18 protein-coding genes and 2 rRNA genes are annotated in these 20,226 nt (G+C 44.0%); 2 read left to right on the forward strand and 18 right to left on the reverse strand.

Annotated features, from left to right (window positions below; genetic code table 11):
• Positions 1 to 168: 168 nt before the first annotated feature.
• The 6 genes from yabG to metG all read right to left on the reverse strand — a co-directional run bounded on the left by yabG (position 169) and on the right by metG (position 7,764).
• Positions 169 to 1,053 carry a sporulation peptidase YabG gene (yabG, locus tag MKY20_RS03705; RefSeq protein ID WP_009336668.1) on the reverse strand — a complete coding sequence of 295 codons (885 nt, stop codon included), beginning with the start codon at positions 1,051 to 1,053 and terminating at the stop codon, positions 169 to 171.
• A 296-nt stretch (positions 1,054 to 1,349) separates the two neighbouring features.
• Positions 1,350 to 2,228, reverse strand: coding sequence for a 16S rRNA (adenine(1518)-N(6)/adenine(1519)-N(6))-dimethyltransferase RsmA (gene rsmA / locus MKY20_RS03710; protein WP_217036275.1), 879 nt, complete (start codon positions 2,226 to 2,228; stop codon positions 1,350 to 1,352).
• Entirely contained in the window at positions 2,221 to 2,781 is a 561-nt protein-coding gene (rnmV, locus tag MKY20_RS03715; protein WP_251157480.1) for a ribonuclease M5, read from the reverse strand. The genes rsmA and rnmV overlap by 8 nt, the downstream gene beginning before the upstream one ends.
• Before the next feature lie 209 nt (positions 2,782 to 2,990).
• On the reverse strand, positions 2,991 to 4,184 hold the full coding sequence (locus MKY20_RS03720) for a G5 and 3D domain-containing protein (RefSeq protein WP_026041721.1): 1,194 nt from the start codon (positions 4,182 to 4,184) through the stop codon (positions 2,991 to 2,993).
• A gap of 633 nt (positions 4,185 to 4,817) precedes the next feature.
• Complete coding sequence (locus MKY20_RS03725; RefSeq protein WP_251157479.1) at positions 4,818 to 5,585, reverse strand: TatD family hydrolase; 768 nt, start codon at positions 5,583 to 5,585, stop codon at positions 4,818 to 4,820.
• A 214-nt stretch (positions 5,586 to 5,799) separates the two neighbouring features.
• On the reverse strand, positions 5,800 to 7,764 hold the full coding sequence (gene metG / locus MKY20_RS03730; RefSeq protein ID WP_251157478.1) for a methionine--tRNA ligase: 1,965 nt from the start codon (positions 7,762 to 7,764) through the stop codon (positions 5,800 to 5,802).
• A gap of 710 nt (positions 7,765 to 8,474) precedes the next feature.
• Between metG and MKY20_RS03735 the strand changes: the two genes are divergently transcribed.
• On the forward strand, positions 8,475 to 8,759 hold the full coding sequence (locus MKY20_RS03735; RefSeq protein WP_009336674.1) for an AbrB/MazE/SpoVT family DNA-binding domain-containing protein: 285 nt from the start codon (positions 8,475 to 8,477) through the stop codon (positions 8,757 to 8,759).
• 40 nt (positions 8,760 to 8,799) lie between these two features.
• On the opposite strand, the gene rsmI is transcribed toward MKY20_RS03735, so the two are convergent.
• The 10 genes from rsmI to MKY20_RS03785 all read right to left on the reverse strand — a co-directional run bounded on the left by rsmI (position 8,800) and on the right by MKY20_RS03785 (position 16,035).
• Positions 8,800 to 9,678 (reverse strand): 16S rRNA (cytidine(1402)-2'-O)-methyltransferase, encoded by an 879-nt coding sequence (rsmI, locus tag MKY20_RS03740; protein WP_009336675.1) that lies wholly within the window; start codon positions 9,676 to 9,678, stop codon positions 8,800 to 8,802.
• A complete protein-coding gene (locus MKY20_RS03745) occupies positions 9,656 to 9,940 on the reverse strand; it encodes a GIY-YIG nuclease family protein (protein WP_009336676.1) in 285 nt (94 codons plus the stop codon). The genes rsmI and MKY20_RS03745 overlap by 23 nt, the downstream gene beginning before the upstream one ends.
• Complete coding sequence (locus MKY20_RS03750) at positions 9,930 to 10,670, reverse strand: tRNA1(Val) (adenine(37)-N6)-methyltransferase (RefSeq protein WP_009336677.1); 741 nt, start codon at positions 10,668 to 10,670, stop codon at positions 9,930 to 9,932. Before MKY20_RS03750 ends, MKY20_RS03745 begins: the two co-directional genes overlap by 11 nt.
• Before the next feature lie 75 nt (positions 10,671 to 10,745).
• Entirely contained in the window at positions 10,746 to 11,120 is a 375-nt protein-coding gene (gene yabA / locus MKY20_RS03755; protein ID WP_009336678.1) for a DNA replication initiation control protein YabA, read from the reverse strand.
• 12 nt (positions 11,121 to 11,132) lie between these two features.
• A complete protein-coding gene (locus tag MKY20_RS03760) occupies positions 11,133 to 11,960 on the reverse strand; it encodes a PSP1 domain-containing protein (protein WP_009336679.1) in 828 nt (275 codons plus the stop codon).
• The gene (holB, locus tag MKY20_RS03765) at positions 11,953 to 12,960 is read right to left on the reverse strand and encodes a DNA polymerase III subunit delta' (protein WP_009336680.1); all 1,008 of its coding nucleotides are present in this window, start codon (positions 12,958 to 12,960) and stop codon (positions 11,953 to 11,955) included. The genes MKY20_RS03760 and holB overlap by 8 nt, the downstream gene beginning before the upstream one ends.
• Positions 12,961 to 12,973: 13 nt before the next feature.
• Positions 12,974 to 13,414, reverse strand: coding sequence for a YaaR family protein (locus MKY20_RS03770; RefSeq protein WP_009336681.1), 441 nt, complete (start codon positions 13,412 to 13,414; stop codon positions 12,974 to 12,976).
• A gap of 42 nt (positions 13,415 to 13,456) precedes the next feature.
• Positions 13,457 to 13,786: a cyclic-di-AMP receptor gene (locus tag MKY20_RS03775; RefSeq protein WP_009336682.1), complete on the reverse strand. Its 330-nt coding sequence runs from the start codon at positions 13,784 to 13,786 to the stop codon at positions 13,457 to 13,459.
• A gap of 165 nt (positions 13,787 to 13,951) precedes the next feature.
• Positions 13,952 to 14,578 (reverse strand): dTMP kinase, encoded by a 627-nt coding sequence (gene tmk / locus MKY20_RS03780; protein ID WP_009336683.1) that lies wholly within the window; start codon positions 14,576 to 14,578, stop codon positions 13,952 to 13,954.
• A gap of 20 nt (positions 14,579 to 14,598) precedes the next feature.
• Positions 14,599 to 16,035, reverse strand: coding sequence for an aminotransferase class I/II-fold pyridoxal phosphate-dependent enzyme (locus tag MKY20_RS03785; protein ID WP_251267418.1), 1,437 nt, complete (start codon positions 16,033 to 16,035; stop codon positions 14,599 to 14,601).
• A gap of 266 nt (positions 16,036 to 16,301) precedes the next feature.
• Between MKY20_RS03785 and MKY20_RS03790 the strand changes: the two genes are divergently transcribed.
• Positions 16,302 to 16,505 (forward strand): sigma factor G inhibitor Gin, encoded by a 204-nt coding sequence (locus tag MKY20_RS03790; RefSeq protein ID WP_009336685.1) that lies wholly within the window; start codon positions 16,302 to 16,304, stop codon positions 16,503 to 16,505.
• A 397-nt stretch (positions 16,506 to 16,902) separates the two neighbouring features.
• Here MKY20_RS03790 and rrf read toward each other — a convergent pair.
• Together rrf and MKY20_RS03800 are read right to left on the reverse strand one after the other, a co-directional pair.
• A 5S ribosomal RNA gene (gene rrf, locus MKY20_RS03795) occupies positions 16,903 to 17,019 on the reverse strand.
• A 79-nt stretch (positions 17,020 to 17,098) separates the two neighbouring features.
• Positions 17,099 to 20,034 (reverse strand): 23S ribosomal RNA (locus tag MKY20_RS03800).
• Between the last annotated feature and the right edge of the window lie 192 nt (positions 20,035 to 20,226).

Raw genomic sequence — 20,226 nt, forward strand, 5'->3', positions numbered from 1 at the left:
AAAGATTATGTATAGTTTTGGAAAGCCTTATGAGACTGCATTTCATTACCTGGGAAATAGTCAAATTTCACATGCGCGAAATTCCTCGAAAAATGCTTAACAAATTCTAATTTTTTGCGGGAAAACATAAAAAAAACAAGCCGCTATAATACACAAACGGCCTGCTGATTAGGATTCGTTTAGATCATCGTCATTGTAAGGCATTCCTGTTCTCAGGACTCCCCGGGTTTCAATTCCTCCAAGTCCCTTTTCACCTGTTAATGTATTTCTTAAGATATCCCATAAATTGATTCTTTCCATAAATGGAGTAAGGCTGACTTTCGCAACAATGTATACGGGGTCAAGGGCATGGATATTCACCCTGGAAGGAGAACTGGCAAAGTTTGCGCCAGCATGGATCAGCGATTCGAAATGGGACTGGCATGCTCCGGCAAAAATGACAAGCTGATCAAGGTGGGGTATTTTTTTCCGCGCTTCCCTCACCGCCTGTACAAATTCCCTGGAGTGCCTGTAAGCATTGATATCGGATTTCTTTCCCTTTGCCTTTGAATAGGCATCATGACCTGTTACAACCAGGATATCAGGCCTGTAATGGTCGATGAGCTGTCCGATTTTCATCGGCATTTCCTTTTCACTGCAATGAATTCCAGTTACGGGTATTCCTATTTTTTCATAGACACTTAAGCATTTCTTTAAATAAGATGGATCACCATCGAGATGAAGCACCCTGCCTGGTATCTGAAAATAATTAAGTGTCTTGCTGTAGCCGTCAGTCACCTCATACTCCTGCTTCTCTCTCAAAAGAGCCAGGTCCTGCCGGATCAGCTGGAAAGACTGTTCCTCAAGCGACCTATACTCCTGCTCAAGCTTCATCCGCTGCGCCTGGTTAATGACGATTAAATCCTCACAGGGAGCATCCGCAACGAGACGGATATCTTCTCCGAATAATATGGCCATTTTTTGGCCGCCCTGTTCTTTAATATCAATCACGCGGAATAAAATATCACAGTGATACGAAATTCTTCCGACGATATCCATCGTATTTATAGTCAATGTCGTCACTCCAATTGCCCGAGGATAAACGCGGGCTTCTTCTGGTCTCTTGTTTGTGATTTATTATTTATGTCATAAATTATGCATTCGTCTATAAACATGTGCGTAGAATTAGAAAAGCGGAAAAGCATTGCCCGCCCCGACTCCTCGAGGGGGCAGGTGCTCGTCCTAAAAGCTATGCTTTTATTCGTATGATGATGAAGCTGACGAGGCGTTCCTTGTGGTGCTATCCAGTTATTGGCGTTCTATATTTGAGGCAAAATAAAAAGCCCGCTGTTTTCAGCAGGGCTTCATTTTTATGAAAAATGCGGCAGCAGGGCATCACTCAAGCGGGCAAATTCTTCGATGGATAGAGTTTCCCCTCTTCTGCCCGGCTCGACATCGGCTTGTTCGAGAGCGGAGAGAATATGTTCCTTCTTTTGTTTTCCTCCAGGAAGCTGGCTTGTTAAATTATTCAGCAGAGTCTTGCGCCTTTGTGCAAAGCTTGCTTTTGTCACCTTGAAAAAGAAGGATTCACTTTTAACCGCCACTGCAGGCTCTTTGCGCTTTGTCAGTTTGATGACGGCTGAATCCACATTCGGCTGCGGAACAAAGACCGTCTTCGGCACGATCATGGCCGTTTCAGCCTCTGTATAGTACTGAACAGCAATGGAGAGTGAGCCGTACTCTTTCGTTCCCGGACGGGCTGAAATTCTGTCTGCTACCTCTTTCTGGAGCATACAGACGATTCCTCTGATCGGAAGCTTGTCCTCGAGCAATTTCATGATAATCGGCGTTGTAACATAATACGGAAGGTTGGCGACAACCATAATATCGTTAATGCCTTCAAACTCCTGTTCAATCGCTGTCTTAACATCTGCCTTCAATACATCTTCATTGATGATGGATACATGGGGATATGGCGATAGAGTTTCCTCTAAAATTGGAAGCAGCCGCTGGTCAATTTCAAAAGCAAGTACCTTTTTGCTTCTCCGGGCCAGCTGTTCAGTCAATGCCCCAATTCCAGGGCCTATTTCAATGGCGCCCGATTCTTCCGATAAATCCGCATGATCGACAATTCTCCGGAGAATATTCGTATCGATCAAAAAGTTCTGTCCCAGGCTTTTCTTAAAAGAAAATCCGTACTTATCCAAAATCGCCCGTGTTCTGGCTGGTGTTGCAATATCTTTATGCATTTTGTTCCTCCTTGCGAATAGCTTCGATTGCCTCAGCAAAGTCTCTCTGGCTGATTTGAAACATCATTAAGCGCTTATGAAGCTGCTTGCCGTTTGTGTAGCCGATTTTGAGAAGTCTGCCAAGCTTTTCTCTTCTTTCCTTGGCGCCCTCTCCGCCAATCAGGCCTGCGGTTACCAAATCTTCCTGGGTAATGGTTTCTTCATAGGTTTCCTGCATAACCTGTGCGTCCTGTAATGCCTGACGGATCATTTCAGGCGATGCATGCTCAACGCCTACTCCTCTGCCGTGCTTATGAAGAGCATCTGCTTTTTCTATAAAGGCATGCTTGCATCCTGGTACATCATTGGTGATCGTATTCCGGATTTTTTGACCGGGAAAGTCCGGGTCTGTGAATACGATTACCCCTCTGGTCTTCTGGGCAAGCTTTATTTTTTCAATGGTTTCCTGATTAATGGCAGATCCATTGGTTTCAATTGTGTCGGCATCCAGGGCTCTTTTGATCGCCGCTGTATCATCCTTGCCTTCTACAACAATAATTTCTTTGATTTTCATACTTCCTCCAGGAAAAATAAAATATAAAAAAAATGAAAAAAACTTGAAACATTTCTGTAATGTAATTCGTCTAAATAGATGTAAGAAGAATATAGTAATAAAGAATAGTTCTTATTATATATGATGCAGCTGAGAAATGAAAAATGTTAATTATTAACCTTCTCTGCATTGAAATAAAAAATGCAGGGGAAGCCCCTGCATCACAAAAATTAGTTCAGTATTTTAATCTTTACGGTTTTTCTTCCCCACTTGTAAGCTTCTGATTTAGAGGAGAAGAATACATCAATTTTGTTTCCACGGATGGCGCCGCCTGTATCTGCTGCAACAGCATAGCCATAACCTTCAACATAGACCTTTGTTCCAAGGGGAATGACACTTGGATCAACAGCTATGACCTTTGCACCCGGATTGGCACGCAGATCCAAGCCAGTAGCAGTTTTGCCTGAGCATCCGCTGCAATTGGCCGTATAGGCTGTTGACGATACATATATTTCTTTTCCGCTTGCCTTGCTGCTTGTTCCGCGGGAAACGACCTGTGTTGCTGCAGCCACCTTTGTTCCGACAGCAACGACTTTATCCTGCTTTTCTTTCACTTGCTTTTCACTGATCAGCTTTCTGGAAACTTCCTTGCCATTCTCCAGGACGACTTCAAATTCTTTCGCCTTAAGGCCTTCTTTTCCAGCATTCATCACCTTTTCAGTGCCTTTAGCTAAGCTATTATCTTTCTTTGTCACAACTGCGAAATTAATTGGTTCTTCCACTACATCGGTGACTTTTTCAACTCGAATGACTTTTATGATGTCATTGGCTTTGACTGTCTCTTCCAACTTTGGTTCAACACGGTCTAAATCATTGATCTTGATTCCCTGCTGTGATAAAAAGTCAGCGACCGTAGTCGAAGTTGACCAAACCTGCTTCTCTTTGCCGCCATGATTAAGCGTTAAAGCGAATGCTTTCTCTACTTGAATTTCAAGGTTGCTTTTAATTTTATCCTCTGGCTTTGGCTGAACCTTATCATGTTCAGTCAGAGTAATATTCTGTTCTTTTAAAACGTCCCCGACCGTCTTTGCAGCCGTCCAAATCGTTTTCTTCTCGTTATCTGTTACAACGTTCACCTGTTTAGCCGGTTCATAGACAATTTCTGTATTGTCCTTAACCTCTGTGTTTACCGAGGGAAACACATAATCTTCTGAGCGAAGTGAAATATCTAGATCATCGAATATATCTTGAATCGTTGATGCATGCGTTTTGATGACTTTCTCTTGGCCATCTATCGTCAGTGCTACTGTTTTCTTTGTCGTTTCATATGCAATGAAACCGCAGGCAGCAGCAAAGACTACTAAACTAGCAGAAAAAATGGCCAATTTCTTTTTACTCAAAGACTTGGATAACAGGTTTTTCATGTTTTGAATCACGATGAAAAACGCCTCCTTTTCTCTCGGAGTGATTATATAGAGTATCTTGCCGACTGTCAACTCTTTCAATTTTCCAGCTTCCGAAAGGCTGGTGAATGCAGGCATCGGGCTATGATTGCCTGAATTCATAGAACTGCACTCTATCTCTATGTATGAAAGACAGCTCCTCTCTATGCATGCCTTCTTGCAAATGCCCCGTTTTCGATGATGCTTGCCTTGGATTTATACTTTTCCACACTCATCTGAAAAATCCTTCTTTTTTTGATTTAGGGATTTTTACGTCTTTTTGGTAATTCCTCATTTTCTGCCGATCAGGCGCTCAGCAACCAGGAGCGATTCCGGAAGTTCCTCAAACCTTCAGACTGCCGGTTCTCTATCTGTCACGCTCCTCAACTGGCAGCAAACGCCCTCCGCTCGATCGGCAGGGGTGCTAGAACAGCACTTTTTCTAGTAAATGGCAAGCCCTCTCGTAAACGTATTTCCTATTATGCAAAAAAACCAGGAGAAAGGAAAGAGAGACTTATCGACATGGTTATCCTATGAGAAGACAGAGACATGTAGAACTTTTTAGAATCAGAAAAAATTTGGACAAGCTCCCACAGGTTTCGACAAAAAGAGATATCAGTTTATGCCGAATAATTTTTTTGCATTTTCTGTGGTTGCTTGTGCAACTTCCTCTACCGATAGTCCTTTTATTTCAGCTATCTGCTCTGCAACTAGTTTGACATAGCTAGGTTCATTCCGTTTTCCTCTAAATGGATGAGGGGTAAGGTAAGGGCAGTCTGTTTCAATCAATAGCTTTTCAAGCGGAATCACATCGGCTACTTCTTTTGGCTTTTTTGCATTCTTGAATGTCACCGGGCCTCCAAGTGAAATAAAAAAGTTCATACCTACACACTCTTTGGCAATTTCAGGGCTGCCGCTAAAGCAATGCATGATGCCGCCTACTTCTCCCGCTCCTTCTTCCTTAAGGATTTCGACTATATCTGCTGTGGCATCACGGTTATGGATAACGATGGGGATCTTAACTTTTTTTGCCAGACGGATCTGCTTGCGGAAGACTTCCTGCTGAATATCCTTTGGTGACTTGTCCCAATAATAATCCAGGCCCATTTCTCCCAGGGCAACGACTTTTGGATGGCTGGAAAGCTCTTCGATCCACTGAAGATCATCCTCTGTCATATCGATGGCATCAACCGGATGCCATCCTACACTTGCGTAGATGAAATCGTATTTCTCAGTCAGCTCCATCGCCTTCTCAATCGTTGGACGGTCAAACCCAACGACCACGATGTTGGAAATTCCTTCATCAAGGGCCCTGTCAATCACCTCTTGTAAATCTTCGTTATATTGTTCGGCATTAAGGTGTGCGTGTGTGTCGAAAAACATCAAAAAACTCCTTTTTCTTCATATTATTTTTCTATTACTATTATGTCAGTAATGTAACAAAAATAATGTGTTAGCAGAATGGTTCGAATTTAATAAACTCACTTGAAATTACTTTCTAAGTATAATTTTTTCCAAAAATAAAAAACATAGAAATGCCCACGGTATACGCTTAACACTTCTATGTTTTTATGTTTAACAGGAGAAATCAATAATATTATTTTACCCTTGCACCCAATGGAAGAGATTCAGCGATTGTGGCAAGTGAAAGTTCTCCGTCTTTTCCTCCTGCTAAAATCATTCCTTCTGAAAGCTCACCGCGAAGTTTAACAGGCTTCAAATTTGTGACGCAGATGACTTTTCTGCCGACTAGGTCTTCCGGCTTATAGAATTTGGCAATCCCCGAAACGACCTGGCGCTTTTCATAGCCAAGATCAAGCTGTAATTTTAAGAGCTTATCAGCTTTTTTCACCGGTTCAGCCTGAATGACCTGAGCCACTCTTAAATCGACTTTCATAAAGTCATCGATTGTGATTTCCTCACTATCCGGCTTTTCCTCTGCTTTTGCTTCCGGCTTTGCTTCCTCTTTAGGAGCAGATCCCTGCATTTTGGTTTTAATGAACTCAACTTCTTCATTAATATCCAGGCGAGGGAAAATCGGTTCTCCCTTTAATACCTTTGTGCCTTCAGGAATAAGACCGAATTTTTCAAGGCTTTCCCAAGATGTTAATGCTTCTTCGTTTACATTCAGCTGTGAGAGTACTTCTTTTGGCGTACGTGTCAGGAATGGCTGCAGAAGCACCGCGATTCTGCGCAGGGATTCCGCCAGATGGGCCATCACACTCGCAAGATCTTCCCTTTTCTCTTCCTCTTTGGCAAGAGCCCAGGGCTGCGTTTCATCTATATATTTATTCGTTCTGCTGACAAGCTGCCAGACTGCCGAAAGAGCAACAGAGAACTCCATTTTTTCCATTGCTTCCTCATACTTGGAAACCGTCTCACGGTTCATTTGCAGCAGCTGCTGGTCAAACTCTCCGTTTGAATCTTTATATGACGGAATGACACCGTCAAAATATTTATTAACCATCGCAATCGTCCGATTCAAAAGGTTTCCTAAATCATTGGCAAGATCAAAGTTGATTCTTTCCACAAAACCTTCTGGGGTAAACACTCCGTCTGCGCCGAATGGCACTTCGCGAAGCAGGTAATAGCGAAGTGCATCCAGACCATACCGGTCGATAAGGGTAACAGGATCCACTACATTTCCTTTTGATTTGGACATTTTGCCGTCCTTCATCAATAGCCAGCCATGAGCAAACACTTTTTTCGGAAGAGGCAGATCCAATGCCATCAGCATGATTGGCCAGTAAATCGTATGGAAGCGCACAATTTCCTTCCCTACCAAGTGTACATCAGCAGGCCAATAGTTCAGATACTTGGAATCATCATCGGTTCCATAGCCAAGCGCTGTGATGTAATTTGATAGTGCGTCGATCCATACATAAACAACATGCTTAGGATTGTTCGGCACTTTCACTCCCCAGTCAAAAGTGGTCCTGGATACCGCCAAATCCTCGAGGCCAGGTTTAATGAAGTTATTGATCATCTCATTCTTGCGGGATTCAGGCTGTATAAAAGATGGATTTTCTTCATAATACTGCAGAAGCCTGTCAGCGTACTTGCTTACCTTAAAGAAATAGGATTCTTCTTTTACTTTATGAACTGGACGTCCGCAGTCAGGGCAGTTTCCATCCACAAGCTGCCGTTCTGTGTAATAAGACTCACATGGCGTACAATACCATCCCTCATATTCACCAAGATAAATATCGCCCTGTTCCACAAGCTGAGCGAAAATTTTTTCTACAATCTGCTTATGTCTGTCTTGAGTAGTACGGATAAAGTCATCATAGGAAATATCAAGCTTCTTCCATAGTTCCTGGATACCGGCGACAATTTCATCTACGTACTGCTGCGGTGTTATTCCTTTTTCTTCTGCCTTCTCCTGAATCTTCTGTCCATGTTCATCCGTTCCCGTCAGGTACATAACGTCAAAGCCGCGCATGCGCTTGTAACGCGCCATCGCATCACCGGCAACAGTTGTATAGGCATGTCCTATATGTAAATTTCCGCTAGGATAATAAATTGGAGTGGTTAAATAAAACGTCTTTAATTTGTCCTCCACAAGATTCCCTCCCTCATTTTAAAAGCGCAAGCGCCTTGCCCACCCCCGACAAGCACAAGACGATCCTCACGGAAAGGCGTTCTTTGCCTTTCTGGGAGGATTGGCTTGTACCTAGAGGGGGTAGGCGCCGGAGCTAGATAGTTATCGAAGTCTAACGTTATACTTTCTTAAATTTTAAAAAATCCCGCCCAATTTGGACGAGAGTATTAATCAGAAAATCGTGCCGTTATTGGGCCTTCTATATCGATATTTTACAAGAAGTTATATTCGTCAGCATAACCTCTTATACCATCAAAATATACCTAAAAAGTTGAAATTGTGCAACCAATAGGCAGAAGGGATGGCAGGATTCTTCTTAAAATAAATTTTTTTATTTTCTATCCCTAAAAAAGGAAATTAACTTTCGAATATTATTATAGCAAAAGTATAATAATTGTAGAATTTTGTCGAAATGTCGAAATGAGTCATATTACTGCTTTTTGAGTAGTTCTTTCCCCTTTCTATATTAAACCTTCTTTATTTCTATAAAAACGTTGTTATATCAACGCTTCAATTGGCATCCCAAAATTTTCTATTTTAATTGAAAATAAAGTAATTGACGTATATGGGAATGGCTGGTATTATAAATGTAATAAAGATTTTGTCGAATAATGACGAAACAACATAGATAGAGAAAAATATTATTGGAGATTTGAGAGGAGACTTTTATTATGAAATCCACAGGTATTGTTCGTAAAGTTGATGAGCTTGGCCGTGTAGTTATCCCTATCGAATTAAGACGTACACTTGGAATTGCCGAAAAGGACGCTTTGGAAATCTACGTAGATGACGAAAGAATCATCCTTAAAAAGTACAAGCCAAACATGACTTGCCAAGTTACTGGGGAAGTATCTGATGAAAATATCTCTTTAGCTAACGGCAAATTAATTCTAAGCCGTGACGGTGCTGAACAGCTGTTAAAAGAAATTCAAAACACTTTTGAATTAGCAAAATAAGAATGAAGAAAAGCTTCTCACGCGTGTGAGAAGCTTTTTTTTATTCCTCAATATGATAAGCATGGTAAACATCCCGCTTATTTAATCCCCGGTCTTTTGCCGTTTGCTTAATGGCTTCTTTGCTCGAGAGTCCAGTTTCTTCTATATAATGTCTAACATGATCTTCAACCGGGAGATTCTCCCACCAGGCTGTTTCTTCATCCTGAACAGCCTCGGAAGTTCCTTCAATAATAATCACAAATTCTCCTCTTACCTCGCCGTTCGAAGCCCATTCCATTGCTTCCCCTACAGTTCCCCGGATAAATTCTTCATATCTCTTCGTCAGTTCGCGGCATAACGCGATATTCCTGTTGCCCATAATATCCGACATCAGCGAGAGAGTTTCCTTCAGGCGGTGGGGAGCTTCATATAAGATGATGGTTGCCGAAAGCTTTGAGAGATTCTCCAGCTCCTGCTTCTTAAGTTTCTTCTGCCTGTTCAGGAATCCGTAGAAATAAAAAGGCTGAGTATCAATGCCGGAAGCAATCAGTCCGGTAAGGGCAGCATTCGCACCAGGCAGGGGGACCACTGTCAGCTTTTCTTCAGCCGCCGCCACTACAAGATCGAAGCCCGGATCTGAAATCGCAGGCATTCCTGCATCACTGACAAGGGCAATCTTTGCGCCATTAGCCACTTTCTCAAGCAGCTTCTGTCCGCTTGCCTCCTTATTATGTTCATGATAGCTGATAATGGGTGTGGCGATTTCAAAATGATTGCAGAGCTTCTTCGTATTGCGTGTGTCCTCCGCTGCAATATAGTCAGCTTCCTTCAGGATTCTTACTGCTCGGAAGCTCATATCTTCCAGATTGCCGATCGGAGTCGGGACTAAGTATAAAATTCCCTTTGTTTCTTCATGTTCAAAGCTTTTTTGCTGCCACATATGTACCACCCGTCTCTTTCATTAAAAACTCATCCTTCTTTTTCCTGGACCATTGCTTAAATTCATATTCTGCTCTCATCGCTTCGCCTTTTTCCAAAAAAGGGCGGGAGAAGACCAGCTCCACCGGCCCCCTGCCCCTTGTATACTTGGCCCCTTTTCCTTCATTATGGGCCTTCACCCGTTTTTCAAGATCATTAGTGTATCCTGCATATAAGCTGCCATCACGGCAATGGAGAACATAAAAATAATGGCTATTCTCCATATAAAATCTCTCTCATTTCAGGTGTATATTCATTTTCTTCATTATATACAAATAAAGGAGGCAGGATTTTCAGATCCGGATTACCGTTTTTTACTGCCTCAATTAGCAGGGTGTTCGCTTCTTTTCCGGCCTTCGGGTAGACGAATTGCACCCTTTTTGGCTCGAGCTTATACTTGCGCATGAGCGTGACAATGTCCAGGAACCTTCCCGGCCTGTGTACAAATGCTACCTTGCCGCCCTGTTTCGCAAGACCGCTTGATGCTTTAATCGCATCCTCCAGTGTACAGAGGATTTCATGGCGGGCTATCGCCAAATGTTCATTCTCATTGATTTCTTCCCGGGAAGGAGTAGGGAAATAGGGCGGGTTGCAGGTCACAACATCAAATTTCCCATATCCTAAAACCTGATGTATTTCTTTAATATCCCCGCGAATCATCTCAATCCGGCCTTGAAGCTTATTGTATTCAATGCTTCTGACTGCCATATCATGCAAACGCTCCTGAATCTCGACGCCTGTAATGGCCCCCTTTGTTCGTGTGCTTAAAAAAAGCGGAATCACACCATTTCCGCTGCACAAATCAATGAGATTGCCTTTTTGAATCGGTACATATACAAACCTGGCCAGCAGGACAGCATCCAGTGAAAAAGAAAAAACGGCCGGGCTTTGAATAATTCTCAAATCTTCAGCCAGCAAATAGTCCAGCCGCTCCCCTTCTTTTAAAAAATCCATTCTTGATCCTCCATGCTACTCTGATTCTTTGCCTCTATGGAAAAATAGCCTTCCTATCATCAGGAAGGCTAAAATTTACTTCTTATTCAGGAAAGACAAGCAAAACAGACAGTCTCCCTCTTTTCGAGGGCTGCCGAAATGGAGATTGCAAATGTGAAAGCCTTCCTGATAAAGGCGGGCAAGGTTATCATAGCCTTCTCCAATATCAATCACCTTATCATCATCAGCAGCATCGGCAGACTGCTCTGATTTGCCTTTTTTCGCCGATGTACTTTCCTTTTTCGCTGATATGTCTAAATGACGTCTTAAATGTTCATTTTCCAGCTTTAAAGAGTTATTCTCTTCAAGTATTTCTGCCAAATGCTGCTTTAACTCACCAAGCTGCTGATATAACTCTCCAATTTGGGTTTCCATATTACTCACTGAGTCAAAGATTTCTTTTTTATCCACGACTTCCACCTCTTAATCTGTGGACTGAACTGATACAGCACCTTGTTTTAAAATTTCATCCAATGTATATTCGAGGACGCGCTCCGCTTCTTTTACATCAACCTGCAGAACACGCTCCAATATATTCAAGCCTACCACTTTTCCAGCTCCATCAGGGGTCTGAATCCATTCCCCAAGGTCCGGAAGCTGTTCTTTTGCTGCTTCGTACTCATCATTTTCATACTTCAGGCAGCACATTAAGCGTCCGCACAAACCTGATATTTTCGTTGGGTTCAACGAAAGATTCTGGTCCTTTGCCATTTTGATGGATACTGGATCAAAATCACCAAGGAAGGTGGAACAGCAGAGCATTCTTCCACATGGACCAATTCCGCCCAGCATTTTTGCTTCATCCCTCACACCAATCTGGCGAAGTTCTATCCTTGTCCTGAAGATGGCTGCGAGGTCTTTGACAAGCTCGCGAAAGTCAACCCGGCCATCAGCTGTAAAGTAGAAAATGACCTTATTTCGGTCAAATGTATATTCAACATCGACCAGCTTCATATCAAGCTGATGTGTATGGACCTTTTCACAGCAGACCTCATATGCTTCTTTGGCGGCCTGCTTGTTCTCCTCGACAATCATGCGATCCTTTTGATCTGCAATACGAAGAACCTTTTTTAATGGAAGGACAACATCATGCTCATCGACCTGCTTCGGGGCAATTACCACTTTTCCGTATTCTACGCCTCGGACAGTTTCGACAATGACAAAGTCATCCTTTTGTATTGAGAGATCTCCGGGATCAAAATAATAAATCTTGCCCGCTTTTTTAAAGCGCACTCCTACTACATCATACAAAGGAAGATCCCTCCTGCAATTTTAGCACAAGCTGTTCCATCAACAGCTGCGGATTCATATTTGCCTGTAATTTTCTTTTGGCTTCCAAAACAGCCGTCATCTGTTCCGTCAGACGTTTTGTAGAAGATTGCAGTGCAAACTGCTCTAAACGATTTCGTTCGTTCAGATGGACAACCTGGTCTTGTTTCCCAAGCTGAATATATAGTAAATCTTTAAAAATAAGAAGTAATAGATCCAAGCCGCGATCAATCTGCTCTTTTTCTTTAAAGTGCAAGAACCAATCCTCCTGCAGGGCAACCATCGCCTCTAGCGGATTCTTCTTTACCACTTCATATAATTTTAACACTATTTTTTGCGCTTGTACAAACCAATCATCAGAACTATATTGCAAAGCCTCATCCAAATTATTGGTAATTTGTGCAAGTAATGGTGCCTGGGCAGGATCCACTCCATTATTTTTTAATTGCTGAATCATTTCTGCAGGAGATAATGGTTTAAAAGAAATGGTCTGGCAACGGGATAGAATAGTAGGAAGCATCTGCTGCGACTGCTCGGTAATAAGCACAGCGGTCGTCTCTGCATGGGGTTCCTCCAGGAATTTAAGCAAACTGTTGGCAGCGTTAACTGTCATTCTATCAGCATGTACAATCACATAAAGCTTGCGCTTAGATTCCACCCCGGTCTTTGAAAACTCTTCCTGCAGGCTTTGAATCTGACTTTTTTTGATAGAAAGCCCGTCCGGCTCAAGGATATGAACATCAGGGTGATTGCCGCTGTTGATCCTCTTACAGTTTGAACATGTTTCACATGGAACATACCCATCAAGCGGTTCAAGACAGAATCGGCTTTTCGCTAAAAGCATGCTTGCTTCCCGCTTTCCCGTTCCTTTCATCCCTTCAAATAAGTAGGCGTGGGCCAGCCGATCCTTCTCTATGCTATTTTTAAACATTTTCAATACAACTGGCTGTATGACCTCCAGCTGTTCCCACGTTTTTCCCACAATGATCACTCACTTACATATATATATTTATTAAAAGCCCCTTAATCTCGCCGACTTTCCCCAGTATATCGATAGATGATTCTTCTTTTTTCATTAGTTCATCCGTCAGCTCTGACAGCTTTTCATCAACCGTTTCTACCACTTTCAGAGAACGGCCCTGTCCATGCTGATTCCAGCTGTGCGATTGCTTCAGCTCCATCCCAAAGTCAACGGCTTCCTTTACAAACCGCTTTACAAGCGTTTTAAATTTGGCTAAATCCTTAAAGGTTCTGGAGCGGGCAAGCCTTTCTCCAGCGGCATCTATATCTTTTAACAGACCCTGAAGCTGAGAAGCCTGCATTTTCTGGTCCTGCTTTTGCACCATTTCGGAAAATTTCACGCCGTTTCCCGCCGCCTGCTTCTGCTCATTGCGGACATTTTCCATCTTGAGCCGAAGTTCCTGATTAATTTTCATACCTAATCCTCCGCAAAGGGCATTAAGCTCCCTTTGAATGTATTAAAAATGGTGGAATTGTTCAACTGGCAGGACAAATACAGTCGCACCGCCAACTTCGACTTCCACAGGGTAAGGCACATAAGAATCAGCATTTCCGCCCATTGGCGATACAGGTGCTACCAGCTGGTCTCTTGCTCTGCAATTTTCCTTAATAATCTGCAGGGCTCTCTCCACACGGATATCCTCTGTCCCAATCATGAACGTTGTATTGCCTGATTTCAAAAATCCGCCCGTGCTGGCCAATTTTGTCGCACGAAAATTATTGTCAACCAACGCATTCATTAGCTTATTGCTGTCCTGATCCTGAATGACTGCCAGAATTAATTTCATAAGCCCATCCCCTTTACAAGTTTTTAATCCGTTTTATCTTACTTTTATTATATCAATTATTTTATCTTCAAGCAGAAATTAAGGGAATACCGGAAAAATTATTTTAAAAACTGACTGGCAAGCTTATAAAAAAGCCTTAAAGAATATGATCTTTAAGGCAAATGTTTATATTATTTCTTTCAGCTTGCTCTCCGCCTGCTGATACACTTCCTCCAATGTTCCCGAAGCATCGATTTTAAAGATGCGCTCCGGGTAAAGCTCCATTAGCTTCAAATAGCCTTCCCGCACTTTGTGATGGAAATCAAGCTTTTCCAGGTCCAGGCGGTTCACTTCCCTTCCTTTATGCTGGTTGATTCGATCCAGCCCGGCCTCCGGTTCAATATCAAAATACAGCGTCAGTTCAGGCATCATGCCTTCGATGGCAAAGCTGTTTATAGAGTATACTTCATCAATGCCAAGGCCCCTTGCATAGCCTTGATAAGCAAGAGAACTATCAATAAACCGATCACATAATATGATATATCCCTTATCCATTGCTGGCTTTACTTTTTCAGCCAGGTGCTGCCTTCTGGCTGCCGCATACAGCAGAGCCTCTGTTCGCGGATCCATCTTTGTATTATTTTTATCGAGTATGACACTTCTGATCTGCTCGGCAATCTCAATTCCGCCAGGCTCTCTTGTCTGAAGAACCTGATAGCCTTCCTTTGCCAGATTGCTTGCCAGCATATCTATAATCGTTGTTTTTCCGGCACCCTCAGGTCCTTCGACCGTAATAAACTTACCTTTTTTCATTTTACTTCCTCCAGCTGCTGTTATAGATCCTGATAAACGTTAATGCTGCCTTTTTTTATATTTTCCCCATTTTGAAACCGTGCTCCGGCCTTAATTTGAAATCTTATGCTTGCTATGTCTTCCCCTTCGATGAGTTCACCTGGGAATAAAAGCGGGATGCCTGGCGGATATGGAGTCACCTGCTGTGCACATATTTTACCAACCGCCTCTTCCAGTGCCACCGTTTTAATGGTGCATCGGTCTTGTTCCTTTTGCTCCAGGGCAAGGCCGGAGACAGGCCTTTTACTGAAAGGAGTTTTTTCATGTCGGCCTGCCGGGCCAAATGATTTCAGCTCCTCTTCCAAGCATTGAATAACCCGTTCAAATGGATAATCCATATCTTTTTTCAAAAGAGGCAATACAAATAGGACATTATAAGGATCTGCCATTTCCGTAAAGATCCCATGCTTCTCCAGGAGAGCCTGCAGTTCATACCCGCTGAGGGCAGCTGCCGACTGGATGGTCACTTTTAAAGGATCACCGTTTTTATGTTCAAAGTTCAGTACTTTAATTCCTTTTATTTTACTTAGATTCTTTCGGAAGTGCCCCGCCTTTTCAAGCAGCGCTTCCTCATCCTTTCCCGAGAATGAGGCTAAATAGGCTCTTGCCAAATCAAGAGATGCCATAATGGGATAGGAAGGACTGCTTGATTGGAGAATCCCCAGATATTTGGACACTCTTTCTTCCTTTATAAAACGGCTATTAAAATGCAGATAAGCCCCCATCGTCATAGCAGGCAAAGTCTTATGTGCCGATTGTACAACCAGGTCTGCCTGAAGCTGAACGGCCGAAGCGGGAAAACTATCTCCCCCGATCAAATGTGCTCCATGCGCTTCATCCACCAATACTGGAACTCCATGATCATGAGCATACTCAATAATGCTTTCAATGTTAAACACCATTCCGTAATAATTGGGATAGGTTAAGATTAGCGCTTTTGCTTCCGGATTTTGTCTGATTGCCTCTTTAACGGTCTCTAAAGCTACTCCCCCGGCAACGCCCCACTCTTCATTAAACTCAGGCGCTAAGAAGACAGGCTTAGCCCTAGCCAAAGTAATGCCATTAAGAATGGACTTATGGCAATTCCGCTGAACAAGTACAGTCTCATTTTCCTTTGCGGCTGACATGACCATGGCGAGATTCCCTGAGGTGGATCCGTTAACAAGGAAAAAACTTTTTGGAACCCCATACAAATCGGCAAGCAGCTTTTGCGCTTTCAAAATGACTCCTTCAGGAGAATGCAAATCATCCAGTCCGCTAAGCTCAGTAGCATCGAGCTTTAAAATATCTTTAAAATAATCTGCTTCCTCACCGCCTGCAAGTTGACCGTTCTTATGTCCCGGCACATGAAAAGATACAGGCTGATGTGAAGCATGTTTTTTTAACTGTTCCCATAATGGAGTCTGTTCGTGATTCATATCTTCATCACTTTCCTAAGATTCTTCTCCTATTTTAACAAAACAAGTATGTGCGTGCTATAAAAGAAACATTAGGTTGATATCTGCGCCAGTCCATAAAGGATTAAGGAAATTTATGAAAGAAATCCATTATAGACATACACCCAAATTAGATTTCCATCATACAATATAAATCAAGTAACCTCAAAAAACCCGCCAATGAATATTCGAAAAATTGTATACAATAACATTGATCTGGGCAGAATAAGTGTATGGAGGTGGAGTGATTGGGTTCGCTATTAGCAAAAAAACATGCAGGGGAAGAATGTGTCATATGCGAGCAGGCAAAAACCAGGGGAATACATCTATACACTTCTTTTATCTGCACAGATTGTGAAAAAGATTTAGTCACCACGGATACAAGCAATCCAAAATATAATTATTACTTAAAGAAACTGCGGAAAATAACCATGCCGGAGATATTTTCTTGAAATGTAAGCCCTTTGATAGGGGCTTTTTATTTTTTTGCCGGTTTGTTGGGCCGCTGAGTCATTAATCTCAGTGTTATCTGACATGAATTGGATTTATGTAACAGGTTTTTGATTTTAACTAGCAGGAATTCGATTTTATCTCGCATGTTTTGATTTTTATTTCACATTTGGCACAATTCATCTTTGCTGAAAACAGATTTGACTTTTAAAACAGACGGCGGAATAAAGAGTGGCGCATATCATTTAATTTTGGCACATATATGAGTGAAAGTGGCGCATTTTTTTAGCTGAAATGACGCATATATGCATTTTTCATAAAAAGATGAGTAAGAAGATATTTGGATTAATAAATCATCCACATACAAAAAAAGAGCACCCATCAGGTGCTCTTTCATATGCCCGGCAGCGTCCTACTCTCACAGGGGGACAGCCCCCAACTACCATCGGCGCTGAGAAGCTTAACTTCCGTGTTCGGTATGGGAACGGGTGTGACCTTCTCGCTATCGCCACCGGACTATTTGGTTGAAGAAACTTCGTTCCCTCAAAACTAGATAATGTATGAAGAAGTATTTGCCGAGTATTAACCATATAACTTGGTTAAGTCCTCGATCGATTAGTATCAGTCAGCTCCACATGTCGCCACGCTTCCACCTCTGACCTATCAACCTGATCATCTTTCAGGGATCTTACTAGCTTGACGCTATGGGAAATCTCATCTCGAGGGGGGCTTCATGCTTAGATGCTTTCAGCACTTATCCCTTCCGCACATAGCTACCCAGCGATGCCTTTGGCAAGACAACTGGTACACCAGCGGTGCGTCCATCCCGGTCCTCTCGTACTAAGGACAGCTCCTCTCAAATTTCCTGCGCCCACGACGGATAGGGACCGAACTGTCTCACGACGTTCTGAACCCAGCTCGCGTACCGCTTTAATGGGCGAACAGCCCAACCCTTGGGACCGACTACAGCCCCAGGATGCGATGAGCCGACATCGAGGTGCCAAACCTCCCCGTCGATGTGGACTCTTGGGGGAGATAAGCCTGTTATCCCCGGGGTAGCTTTTATCCGTTGAGCGATGGCCCTTCCATGCGGAACCACCGGATCACTAAGCCCGACTTTCGTCCCTGCTCGACTTGTAGGTCTCGCAGTCAAGCTCCCTTGTGCCTTTACACTCTGCGAATGATTTCCAACCATTCTGAGGGAACCTTTGGGCGCCTCCGTTACTTTTTAGGAGGCGACCGCCCCAGTCAAACTGCCCACCTGACACTGTCTCCCGCCCCGATAAGGGGCGCGGGTTAGAATTTCAATACAGCCAGGGTAGTATCCCACCGACGCCTCCACCGAAGCTGGCGCTCCGGCTTCTCAGGCTCCTACCTATCCTGTACAAGCTGTACCAAAATTCAATATCAGGCTACAGTAAAGCTCCACGGGGTCTTTCCGTCCTGTCGCGGGTAACCTGCATCTTCACAGGTACTATAATTTCACCGAGTCTCTCGTTGAGACAGTGCCCAGATCGTTACGCCTTTCGTGCGGGTCGGAACTTACCCGACAAGGAATTTCGCTACCTTAGGACCGTTATAGTTACGGCCGCCGTTTACTGGGGCTTCGATTCAAAGCTTCGCTTGCGCTAACCTCTCCTCTTAACCTTCCAGCACCGGGCAGGCGTCAGCCCCTATACTTCGCCTTGCGGCTTCGCAGAGACCTGTGTTTTTGCTAAACAGTCGCCTGGGCCTATTCACTGCGGCTCATCAGGGCTATTCACCCTAATGAGCACCCCTTCTCCCGAAGTTACGGGGTCATTTTGCCGAGTTCCTTAACGAGAGTTCTCTCGCTCACCTTAGGATTCTCTCCTCGCCTACCTGTGTCGGTTTGCGGTACGGGCACCTTTTCCCTCGCTAGAGGCTTTTCTTGGCAGTGTGGAATCAGGAACTTCGGTACTAAATTTCCCTCGCCGTCACAGCTCAGCCTATGTGGTAACGGGATTTGCCTCGTTACCGGCCTAACTGCTTGGACACGCTAATCCAGCAGCGTGCTTACCCTATCCTCCTGCGTCCCCCCATTGCTCAAACGGTAAAGAGGTGGTACAGGAATATCAACCTGTTGTCCATCGCCTACGCTTTTCAGCCTCGGCTTAGGTCCCGACTAACCCTGAGCGGACGAGCCTTCCTCAGGAAACCTTAGGCATTCGGTGGATGGGATTCTCACCCATCTTTCGCTACTCATACCGGCATTCTCACTTCTAAGCGCTCCACCAGTCCTTGCGGTCTGGCTTCAACGCCCTTAGAACGCTCTCCTACCACTGACATCGTAAGATGTCAATCCACAGCTTCGGTGATACGTTTAGCCCCGGTACATTTTCGGCGCGGAGTCACTCGACCAGTGAGCTATTACGCACTCTTTAAATGGTGGCTGCTTCTAAGCCAACATCCTGGTTGTCTAAGCAACTCCACATCCTTTTCCACTTAACGTATACTTTGGGACCTTAGCTGGTGGTCTGGGCTGTTTCCCTCTTGACTACGGATCTTATCACTCGCAGTCTGACTCCCATGGATAAGTCTTTGGCATTCGGAGTTTGTCTGAATTCGGTAACCCGATGGGGGCCCCTAGTCCAAACAGTGCTCTACCTCCAAGACTCTTACTACATGAGGCTAGCCCTAAAGCTATTTCGGAGAGAACCAGCTATCTCCAAGTTCGATTGGAATTTCTCCGCTACCCACACCTCATCCCCGCACTTTTCAACGTGCGTGGGTTCGGGCCTCCATCCAGTGTTACCTGGACTTCACCCTGGACATGGGTAGATCACCTGGTTTCGGGTCTACGACCACATACTCATTCGCCCTATTCAGACTCGCTTTCGCTGCGGCTCCGTCTCATCAACTTAACCTCGCATGTAATCGTAACTCGCCGGTTCATTCTACAAAAGGCACGCTATCACCCATTAACGGGCTCTAACTACTTGTAGGCACACGGTTTCAGGATCTCTTTCACTCCCCTTCCGGGGTGCTTTTCACCTTTCCCTCACGGTACTGGTTCACTATCGGTCACTAGGGAGTATTTAGCCTTGGGAGATGGTCCTCCCTGCTTCCGACGGGATTTCTCGTGTCCCGCCGTACTCAGGATCCACTCTGGAGGGAACGAAGTTTCAACTACAGGGCTTTTACCTTCTCTGGCCGGCCTTTCCAGACCTGTTCATTTACCTCGTTCCTTTGTAACTCCGTGTAGAGTGTCCTACAACCCCAAGAGGCAAGCCTCTTGGTTTGGGCTAATCCCGTTTCGCTCGCCGCTACTCAGGGAATCGCGTTTGCTTTCTCTTCCTCCGGGTACTTAGATGTTTCAGTTCCCCGGGTCTGCCTTCTATACCCTATGTATTCAGGTAAAGATCCTATCCCATTACGGATAGGGGGTTTCCCCATTCGGAAATCTCCGGATCAAAGCTTACTTACAGCTCCCCGAAGCATATCGGTGTTAGTACCGTCCTTCATCGGCTCCTAGTGCCAAGGCATTCACCGTGCGCCCTTTCTAACTTAACCTACTTCGGCCGCTGATCGACTGCGGATCTCTGCGTCAGCTCTCTCGCTCCGCTCCTCACGTACTGAAGTACGCTCCGGTGCTCACTCGGTCGCTTCCTTGATCTCCTTGCCGCTCATCGTCCTCATGGTTTGTGCTCTTACTTATTTTCAAAATAAGAGAAAAAAACTAAGATGGCGATTACTCGGTTATTG

Origin of the sequence: Cytobacillus sp. FSL W8-0315 (genome assembly GCF_038002905.1) — a bacterium.
Taxonomy (GTDB): Bacteria; Bacillota; Bacilli; order Bacillales; family Cytobacillaceae; genus Cytobacillus; species Cytobacillus pseudoceanisediminis.

Bases quoted from the DNA above. Each gene is read 5' to 3' on its own strand.
- MKY20_RS03720 (WP_026041721.1), bottom strand. From the start codon at position 4,184: ATGAAAAACCTGTTATCCAAGTCTTTGAGTAAAAAGAAATTGGCCATT.
- MKY20_RS03770 (WP_009336681.1), bottom strand. From the start codon at position 13,414: ATGAAAATTAATCAGGAACTTCGGCTCAAGATGGAAAATGTCCGCAAT.
- MKY20_RS03745 (WP_009336676.1), bottom strand. From the start codon at position 9,940: ATGGAGAATAGCCATTATTTTTATGTTCTCCATTGCCGTGATGGCAGC.
- MKY20_RS03750 (WP_009336677.1), bottom strand. From the start codon at position 10,670: ATGGATTTTTTAAAAGAAGGGGAGCGGCTGGACTATTTGCTGGCTGAA.
- rsmA (WP_217036275.1), bottom strand. From the start codon at position 2,228: ATGCATAAAGATATTGCAACACCAGCCAGAACACGGGCGATTTTGGAT.
- tmk (WP_009336683.1), bottom strand. From the start codon at position 14,578: ATGAAAAAAGGTAAGTTTATTACGGTCGAAGGACCTGAGGGTGCCGGA.
- MKY20_RS03775 (WP_009336682.1), bottom strand. From the start codon at position 13,786: ATGAAATTAATTCTGGCAGTCATTCAGGATCAGGACAGCAATAAGCTA.
- MKY20_RS03785 (WP_251267418.1), bottom strand. From the start codon at position 16,035: ATGAATCACGAACAGACTCCATTATGGGAACAGTTAAAAAAACATGCT.
- rnmV (WP_251157480.1), bottom strand. From the start codon at position 2,781: ATGAAAATCAAAGAAATTATTGTTGTAGAAGGCAAGGATGATACAGCG.
- MKY20_RS03735 (WP_009336674.1), top strand. From the start codon at position 8,475: ATGAAATCCACAGGTATTGTTCGTAAAGTTGATGAGCTTGGCCGTGTA.
- MKY20_RS03725 (WP_251157479.1), bottom strand. From the start codon at position 5,585: ATGTTTTTCGACACACACGCACACCTTAATGCCGAACAATATAACGAA.
- rsmI (WP_009336675.1), bottom strand. From the start codon at position 9,678: ATGTGGCAGCAAAAAAGCTTTGAACATGAAGAAACAAAGGGAATTTTA.